The organism is Algibacter sp. (genome assembly GCF_029245835.1).
Taxonomy (GTDB): Bacteria; Bacteroidota; Bacteroidia; order Flavobacteriales; family Flavobacteriaceae; genus Algibacter_B.
In genome coordinates this window covers 1-6,541 of record NZ_JAQWOO010000004.1, presented here as the reverse complement: position 1 = coordinate 6,541, position 6,541 = coordinate 1, and the positions used below count along the sequence as shown (strand labels likewise).

The 6,541-nt window shown below is 30.8% G+C and carries 5 protein-coding genes and 1 pseudogene; 1 reads left to right on the top strand and 5 read right to left on the bottom strand.

Features of this window, described 5'->3' with window-relative positions; translation table 11 throughout:
* Window positions 1–138: 138 nt before the first annotated feature.
* The 5 genes and pseudogenes from P8K68_RS00550 to mazG all read right to left on the bottom strand — a co-directional run.
* Window positions 139–738: pseudogene (locus P8K68_RS00550) on the bottom strand (glutamate 5-kinase); the annotation flags it as partial.
* 2 nt (window positions 739–740) lie between these two features.
* The gene (gene proC / locus P8K68_RS00545) at window positions 741–1,547 is read right to left on the bottom strand and encodes a pyrroline-5-carboxylate reductase (protein ID WP_300247145.1); all 807 of its coding nucleotides are present in this window, start codon (window positions 1,545–1,547) and stop codon (window positions 741–743) included.
* 43 nt (window positions 1,548–1,590) lie between these two features.
* Window positions 1,591–1,782, bottom strand: coding sequence for a hypothetical protein (locus P8K68_RS00540; protein WP_300247143.1), 192 nt, complete (start codon window positions 1,780–1,782; stop codon window positions 1,591–1,593).
* Between the two features lie 22 nt (window positions 1,783–1,804).
* Window positions 1,805–2,245, bottom strand: a complete 441-nt coding sequence (locus tag P8K68_RS00535; protein ID WP_300247141.1) for a GNAT family N-acetyltransferase — start codon at window positions 2,243–2,245, stop codon at window positions 1,805–1,807.
* A gap of 356 nt (window positions 2,246–2,601) precedes the next feature.
* Complete coding sequence (gene mazG / locus P8K68_RS00530) at window positions 2,602–3,384, bottom strand: nucleoside triphosphate pyrophosphohydrolase (RefSeq protein ID WP_300247140.1); 783 nt, start codon at window positions 3,382–3,384, stop codon at window positions 2,602–2,604.
* Window positions 3,385–3,628: 244 nt separating this feature from the next.
* Between mazG and P8K68_RS00525 the strand changes: the two genes are divergently transcribed.
* Window positions 3,629–6,301, top strand: coding sequence for a UvrD-helicase domain-containing protein (locus tag P8K68_RS00525; protein ID WP_300247138.1), 2,673 nt, complete (start codon window positions 3,629–3,631; stop codon window positions 6,299–6,301).
* Window positions 6,302–6,541 lie beyond the last annotated feature (240 nt).

Sequence of the window (6,541 nt, the reverse complement as noted above, 5' to 3'; positions counted from 1 at the left end):
ACCCTATTACAATCAAAAAACATGGCAGAAAAGCTAAAAGTATTTTTAAACATGGGCTCTCTTTCTTAGCTAGTGTATTGTTAAACACTGAAAATCAAATGAATACTAATATATTCCATTTTTTGTCATGTACTTAGCTTTAATATACTTATTCAAATCTTCATTTGGGTTTACATTTTTAATCAAATCGCTGCTGTCTTCTTCGGGATCCCCTGTATAAAGTCCATCAATATCTGTTAGAATAATAAGCTTATCGACATCTAGAAGTTGCGCTATTAAACTAGCTAGCTCATCATTGTCTGAAAACATAGACATAGTAAGCGATACAGCATCATCTTCATTGGCAATAGGTATAACGCCTTCAGATAGCAATCCTTCACAGCAATTAATCATATTTTGTCTATGAACTCCAGGACTGAAATCTCTTTTTGTAGGCAACACTTGCGCACACTTCATACCAAAATCATGAAAAATATTGTAGTAAAGTCGCATCATTCGGGGTTGTCCAATTGCCGAATATACTTGCCGTTTTTGAGTTTTATCTTTAATTTTCGACATGCCCAATACTTCTTTACCAGCGATAACAGATCCAGAAGACACAAGAATGGTCATGATATCTCTTTCATGGAGTTCTGCTATTTGTCTTATCAATTCTCTTAAAACAGGTCTAACAATTCTATTGTCTTTGTTGGTCATAACGTTAGTCCCTACTTTAATAACTATTTTTTCTTTATACATTTTTAATGTTTTTTACCCAATTCTACTGCACGACTAAACGCAGCAAAAGCAGCTTCTTTAATAAGTTCATTTACATTATTGTCTTCCATAGAATCTAACGCAGCACGTGTTGTACCTCCCTTAGAAGCTACTTTATCCATCCAAGAATTAGGTGATAAATTAGATTGATTAAATAACTCAATAGCACCTGTAAAGGTTTGACTTACCAAAACAGTAGAATCCGTTTTAGAAAACCCCATTTGAAGCGCTGCTTCCATCATACTTTGCATAAAATAAAAAACATAAGCGGGTCCACTTCCTGAAATGCCAGTTGAAGCATCAATTAAATTCTCACTAGATACTCGAATAGATTTACCTGTAGTATCCAATAAACTTTCGATAGTTAACATTTCTATTCTTGAAACTTCTGGTGAGGTTACATAAGATGTTAAGCCTTTACCTATTTGGGCTGGTAAATTTGGCATGGCCCGAACTACTTTATCTAAACCTGTTATTTCCTTAATAGAAGCTATGGTTATACCGGCCATTATTGAAATAATAATTTGCTGTGGTTTTACCAATGTTCTTATGGATTTAAAAACGCCTTCTGCATGGTATGGTTTTACAGCAATAAAGATGATATCTGCATTTGGAATACAATCGTCCAATTCCCTAAAAGCATCAAAATGAGATATTTGATTGATTTCTTCAAGCTTTTCTTCAGACTTATCTAAAACCATAATATTCCGTTTCTTTAAAAGTTTAGATTTCGAAATCCCCTCTGCATAAGTAAGTCCCATGTTACCTGCACCAATTACTAGTACTTTCATTTAGTTGTTATTGTTTAGTTAATTATTTATTTTTAAAAATATTTTAAACGAATAGCTTACAGTCATTACAATCTTTTACCTCTCCGTAGTAAGTTCCTCGGTATTTATGGAGTGTTTTAATAGGCAAACCAAACAGGCATTTTTTAACATAAGTTACTTTTGTAATTAACTCTCCCATTTTTACGCTATAACGTTTTTCTATTATGGTTTTTCTTTTTATTTGTATAATTCTCATCTTATTATTTTGTTGATTTAATTTATTTTCTTTCTAATCGCATCTCTATATTTCTAGATTCAAAACCCTGTTTTTCAAATAGTTTAATAACAGGATTATCTTTATTTATGTGAATAGCTATATCGCCTTTACAATACTTTATTGTGTGTTTTATTAATTTTTTCGCAATTCCTTTTCTTCTAAAACCCTGTTTAACAGCTAAATAAACCAAAATGTTTTCTGACAAATATTCATTCATTCCTGTTTTGTTTACTACGGCTGCACCTAATATTTCGTCTTTATAATCTATAACAAATACATAACCACCTAAACTAGGTATTTCTTTTGCTGCATACCTAATAGATTTTCTTATAGCCGTTTTTGTGTCTCTAAGCTCTTCTGAGTTTTCAAACAAAAAATTTGTAATGCGGTTTATATCAATAAATGATAGCCTTGAAAAAGCATCAAATGTTTTTATAGTCATTAAAGGATGTTGTTGTAATTCTATCTATAGCTTGAATTACAGATAAAATGAATTGTTAAATTAAACGCTACGGGTAAGTGTCTGAATTGATAAAATTAGACATGTAAAAACAAAAACCTTAATTATTGAGGTTCTTAATAAAATTAAAAAGCTGGAGGGATAAATTTATCCGATTGAGTTCTAAAAACTAGAAAGTTAAAGTTGAAGATTCTATTATTTCTCTTTTCATGAATGCCTTGTACCATATTGCAAAAATATAAAAACAGAACTCTAGTAGCAAATTTCTTATGTTAAGTTAATTACAATCTTTTAGCTTCTTCCCAAAATTTAATATTTGAAAATCACAGATTTTCTAATTACTTATTTTGAAATTGCTTTGCTTCCTCCCAAAATACATCCATTTCGGCAAGTGTCATATCTTTAAGTGGTTTGTTTAAACTTTTTGCTTTACTTTCTAAATATTGAAAGCGTCTAGAGAATTTTTTATTAGTACGCTCTAATGCATTTTCTGGGTTGATGTTTAAAAAACGTGCATAATTTACCATAGAAAATATCACATCTCCAAACTCGCTTTCCATATTATCTTGGTTGCCGGATTGGACTTCGGTTTTAAACTCACTTAGCTCCTCCTCTACTTTTTCCCAAACTTGATTAGGTGCTTCCCAATCAAAACCAACGCCTGCCACTTTTTCCTGAATTCTATTCGCTTTTACTAACGCGGGTAAACTTTTTGGAACACCTTCTAAAACACTGGTTTTGCCTTCTTTAAGTTTTAGGTTTTCCCAATTGCGTTTTACATCCTCTTCGTTTTCAACTTTTACGTCGCTGTAAATATGAGGATGTCTGCTTATTAGTTTTTCGCAAATACTGTTGCATACATCAGCGATATCAAAATCTTTAGTTTCACTTCCTATTTTAGCATAAAATACAATGTGTAATAATACATCTCCAAGCTCTTTTTTAACTTCTTCTAAATCTTTATCAAGAATGGCATCACCAAGTTCGTATGTTTCCTCTATGGTTAAATGGCGTAAGGTTTCCATGGTTTGTTTTTTATCCCACGGACATTGCTCACGCAACTCATCCATTATGGTTAATAATCTATCAAATGCTTTAAGTTGATTTGCTCTGGAATTCATTTTTGATGTTTTTGTAAAAATACAATTTTGAAGTTTTTGATTCGAAATAATGTCTTCAATTTTTAGTAATCGCAATTTAAAGCACTACTTGGCTTTATCAGAAAAAAACAATAACTTCACTTTGTTTAACAATAAATAAGTTTTGCCTGTGCTGAACTTGTTTCAGCGTTGAAACGGAATCTTATCTTTGCATTGGGTTTCAGTTAAATATCTACAACAAATCGAAAATCAAAAACTGAAAATTATGATATGGATTCTGATTATCTTTTCTTTTTTAATAATTAGTTTTCTAGTTTATTATCGACAATTAACAGAGAAGAAAAAATATCAGGAGACTATCTACCTATCTAATTTACTGCAAATTGTTTCTTTTTTTAAAACTATAAAAAAGTTTGACGACTATATAACTTGGAAACAACGCGACCAGATAAAAACAAAGTTTTCTATTGTTGGTCTATTCTTTAAAGGTAAATCGAGCTTTTACAAAAAAGAAGGTAACGTCAAAAAATTTAATAATATTTTTCAAAATTTTGATAATTACGTAGTTGACTACAATAAAAACTATGTCCAAACCCAAAAAGAAAAACTTAACCAGTATTTTGATGATGTTGAAGGTAAAAAATTAGACGACCAACAACGAACTGCATTGATAACAGACGAATATTCAAATTTGATTATTGCAGGTGCCGGTTCGGGTAAAACCTTAACTATTATCGGTAAAGTTAAATACCTGACAGAGCATAAAAATGTCAAGCCTGAAAACATTTTACTTTTATCATTTACAAGAAAAACAGTCGACGAAATAAACGAACGACTAAAAAGTATCGGACTTGATACAACAGCTACAACCTTCCATAAACTTGGATACAACACTATAAAAAGACACCTATTAACTGGTCCTACCGTAACCAATGAAAACACATTAAACAATGTTATCAAAGAATATTTAGAAAAAGAAATATTCAACGATACAGAAGCATTAGAAGCATATATCGTTTATGTTGCGTGCTACATGAATATTCCAGAAGAACACGAAAGTTACCAATCACTTGGCGAGAAATTAGACACCGAAAAAGGTATTGATTTTCAAACTTTAAAATCTAAATGCGAATCTGAGCCACTAAACAAAGTTGCAAAAGCATCGCTTGATACCGTACAGGGTGAAAAAGTTAAAAGTGTTGAAGAACTTACTATAGCAAATTTCTTGTATCTAAATGGTATTGAATATGAATATGAAAAGCCTTACCCATTTGGCGATGCAATGTATCGCCCTGATTTTTATCTAAAAGATTACGACATTTATTTAGAACATTTTGGTGTTGATGAAAATAATAGAGCAAAATGGCTAACACCATTTAATGAGCAGAAATATGTTGAAGATATGGAGTCAAAGAGAGAAATGCACAAAACTTACAACACCAAACTTTTTGAAACATATTCCTACTACAACAGAGACCACGTTTTGCTTATTAATCTAACCGAAATGTTAAAAAATGAAAATGTAGTTTTTAAACCTAGAGATGTAAAAACTATCTACACAAAAGTCAAGGACGACGACAAGAATTTTGGAAAAGAAATTAAAAATCTGATTAAAACTTTTATCAACCTTAGCAAGTCAAAACAACTAAACTATGACTCAATCATATCTTTGTTTTCAGATAGATTTAAAGTAGTTAATGAGTTTATGCTTGAAAGACAAGAACTCTTTTTGAAATTTGCACTTCCAATCCTAAAAAAATATGACAATACACTGAAAGAAAGAAGTGAAATTGATTTTAATGATATGATTAATGAGGCAACTGAACTCATAAAAGTAAATAAACCAGAATACACATATCAGTATATTATCATTGACGAATATCAAGATATTTCGTACGCTCGCTTTAATCTAATTAAAGAAATTCGGGAATTATCAGGGGCAAGACTAATTTGTGTTGGCGATGATTGGCAATCGATTTATCGTTTTGCGGGTAGCGACATTTCTTTATTTAGCAATTTTGAAAAATATGTTGGCAAATACGAGCAGTTATTTATTGAGCAAACCTACCGTAACTCACAATCGCTAATTGATATAACATCAAAGTACATTCAAAAAAACACCAAACAAATACCTAAAAACCCAAAATCTAAAAAAGAACCTTTCGAAAACCCAATTAAGCTTGTCTATTATTCACAAGACAATGCCGATGATATTTTTATAGATGAAATTCAAGCACTAATAAATAAAAATGGAAACAAACCTATTTTGGTTTTAGGTCGTCATAACTTTGACATTAATGAATTTATAAAACTTACACCCAACAGCAAAATAAAGTATTACGAAAGCAGTGGTAAACTAGAAATAAAAGGCTTTGAAGACATCGACATTAAATACATAACGGTGCATAAATCGAAAGGATTAGAAGCGGATAATGTAATGGTATTAAACCTGAAAAATCACTTACTTGGTTTCCCTAACAAAATGACTGACGACCCCATGTTGTCTTTATTACTAAGTGATAATGAAGTATATCGTTTTGCTGAAGAACGAAGATTGTTTTATGTAGCGCTAACAAGAACGAAAAATGAAGTGGTACTGCTTATTCCAACTGATGTTTCTTTATTTGCAGAAGAACTAATAACAGAAAATGACACTTTATTTACTGCAAATAACGAAATACTAAGCAAAACAAATTGTCCATATTGCCAAACAGGGCACCTTGTAATTAGACAGAATTCATTTAAAAATAATCAATTTTTAGGTTGTTCGCATTATCCAATTTGTAATCAGACATTTAACCATATAGAAATTTTAGAAAACACTATACTTTGCCTAAGTTGCAAAAGCGGTTTTATGACAAAAAGAAATGGAAAGTATGGTGATTTTTTAGGTTGTACTAATTATCCTAAATGTAAAAACACGATAAATTTACAATGATAAAGCCCGCAAACAAAACATTGTGTTAAAACAATAGCGAGTTAAGTGATAAACGACAAGTATCATATACAAATTTCGTTTCGCTTTATATTTTATCGTAAGACACTATCCTAAAAAGTGTGTAAGTTCAAAATTTCAGGGTTAAATTATTTATAGTTTAATCCTGTTTTCAAATATAGCTAAAAATTGGTTGAGTATAATTCCCCAATTTCTAACAGGCATTATCCATTTTTTAGTGCT

Coding starts and splice junctions, on each gene's coding strand:
- proC (WP_300247145.1), bottom strand. CDS start 1,547: ATGAAAGTACTAGTAATTGGTGCAGGTAACATGGGACTTACTTATGCA.
- mazG (WP_300247140.1), bottom strand. CDS start 3,384: ATGAATTCCAGAGCAAATCAACTTAAAGCATTTGATAGATTATTAACC.
- P8K68_RS00535 (WP_300247141.1), bottom strand. CDS start 2,245: ATGACTATAAAAACATTTGATGCTTTTTCAAGGCTATCATTTATTGAT.
- P8K68_RS00540 (WP_300247143.1), bottom strand. CDS start 1,782: ATGAGAATTATACAAATAAAAAGAAAAACCATAATAGAAAAACGTTAT.
- P8K68_RS00525 (WP_300247138.1), top strand. CDS start 3,629: ATGATATGGATTCTGATTATCTTTTCTTTTTTAATAATTAGTTTTCTA.